Raw genomic sequence first — 1,749 nt, 5'->3', positions numbered from 1 at the left:
CGAAACGATTGGCCGAGCCTGGATGATGCGGGTGTTTCGATCCATGTCTTCGCACGAAATGCCGAAGGCAATTGCGAGCGGCTGCGTTTTGACTGCTTTCCGAATGATCCGCATTACCACTATCTTTCGGTGCGCGGGAACTGGCACCATGTCCTTCATCTGGATGTGGCCGTGACCGGTGATCCGTTGCTGTGGGCGCTTACCATGTTGCGCACCCGGCTGGTACCAATGCTGCTGCGCGCCGAAGTTGATGATGCCGCGTTGTTGGTGGATTGCGACAGGATCGAGGAAGTCATGTCCAAGCTCGCCGAAGCGGCATATCGCGCCCGCTTTCACGCTGATGTCGCACGTATAAACGAAACAGCGATGGGAAGCGCCAAGGCACACTGAACACTCGTAAATGGTGACGACGCTGATGGACAAATTTCGTGGTCGGCCGGCCTTTGTGACCGGGGGTGCAAGCGGTATCGGCCTGGCGATTGGTCGTGAACTGGCGCGGCGCGAGATGAAGGTTGCCCTGGCCGATAACGATGCAGACACACTGAAAATGGCCTGCTCGGGGTTGCCGGGTTCGGTAGCTATTGCGCTCGATACCACCGACGCCTCGCGCTGGGGACCAGCTCTGGATGAGGCGGAAGCAGAACTGGGTCCGCTTGCGGTGCTGGTTGTGAATGCTGGCGTGGCCGGCACCGTCTGTGTCCTGAGGCCGGCAAGACGATCTCGCCATCCACCGCAAGGCTTGCAGCCGGCGGCCGGGTCGGGCATATCCAACCATACTGGAGACATGGCCGAGTGGCTGAAGGCGGCGGTTTGCTAAACCGTTATAGGGTTGTAAAGCCCTATCGAGGGTTCGAATCCCTCTGTCTCCGCCATTTTCAATGACTTATCCGATATTCTGAATGTAAAGCACTCAGGTTGCTGACCGCGTGATATGACCTTTGCCGCATGGTCGAAGTCGGATTACCCCGGCTTACTGTTATTGCTCCGGCTATCGGTCCGAAGACAACACGCCCGTCATCCCGGGCAATGCGCGCGCAAGAACGATCTGATTTGCCGCACGGCGAGCGGAATGCGTTCCTTCGGTTCCTTCCAGGGGAAAATGCTGACCTCCGCTTGCGGGGCAAGCATCGCCGCCTCCATAGCTACCGAATAGGGATGGGCCGGAATATCGTCAGGCAGGATCAGAACCGGCGTCTGGCAATTGCGGACGAAGTCGCGCGTCACGGTGAACACAAAATCCGCGTCGGTGCGGTACATCTTCGTCAGGAACGCCTCGACCATGGCAGGCGTGATGTCCGGCTGCCGGGCCATCAGTGCGGGTCCCCAGCCCTTCATGTTGTTGTCGTAGAAGAGATCGCGCATCTCGGGGCGCGATCCGCTGGGCTGCGCCAGAACGGCGGCAACGATACGGTCCGGCGCGCGCCGCAGCAGATTCCAGATGAACGGTCCGCCGATGCAGAATCCCAGCACCATGAAGCGATCGATGCCGAGATGATCCATCAGGCCTAGATGATCGTCGGTGTAGGCGTCCCAAGGTCTTTCAGGCTCGAGCGGTCCGGACGACCCGCCGCCATTGGCGTTGCGAAGATCGGCGACGATGCAACGATATTCGTCAGCGAACTCGGCGACCGGATCAAAGGGATGCGTTGTCTTCAGACCCGCAATCACCGAATTCAAACCGCCGCCGGGGATGATCAGCAGCGGAAATCCCGAGCCGGCCTCCTCGAAATGGATACGAACCTTTCCCTT

3 protein-coding genes and 1 tRNA gene are annotated in these 1,749 nt (G+C 59.4%); 3 read left to right on the top strand and 1 reads right to left on the bottom strand.

Annotated elements, in window-relative coordinates; genetic code table 11:
- The 3 genes from Q0239_RS06095 to Q0239_RS06085 all read left to right on the top strand — a co-directional run.
- On the top strand, positions 1–390 hold a 390-nt coding region (locus Q0239_RS06095), incomplete at its 5' end, for a hypothetical protein (RefSeq protein WP_298599906.1).
- Between the two features lie 25 nt (positions 391–415).
- Positions 416–817 carry an SDR family NAD(P)-dependent oxidoreductase gene (locus tag Q0239_RS06090; RefSeq protein ID WP_298599903.1) on the top strand — a complete coding sequence of 134 codons (402 nt, stop codon included), beginning with the start codon at positions 416–418 and terminating at the stop codon, positions 815–817.
- Positions 779–872: transfer RNA gene (locus Q0239_RS06085), tRNA-Ser, on the top strand. The genes Q0239_RS06090 and Q0239_RS06085 overlap by 39 nt, the downstream gene beginning before the upstream one ends.
- A 142-nt stretch (positions 873–1,014) precedes the next feature.
- Here the strand turns inward: Q0239_RS06085 and Q0239_RS06080 are convergent.
- Positions 1,015–1,749, bottom strand: a 735-nt coding sequence (locus Q0239_RS06080; RefSeq protein WP_298599900.1) for an alpha/beta fold hydrolase, incomplete at its 5' end; no start/stop codon positions are given.

This window comes from uncultured Sphingorhabdus sp. (genome assembly GCF_937872355.1).
Lineage (GTDB): Bacteria > Pseudomonadota > Alphaproteobacteria > Sphingomonadales > Sphingomonadaceae > Sphingorhabdus_B.
The sequence above is the reverse complement of the archived record's forward strand: the minus strand, read 5'-3'. Positions and strand labels throughout refer to the sequence as shown.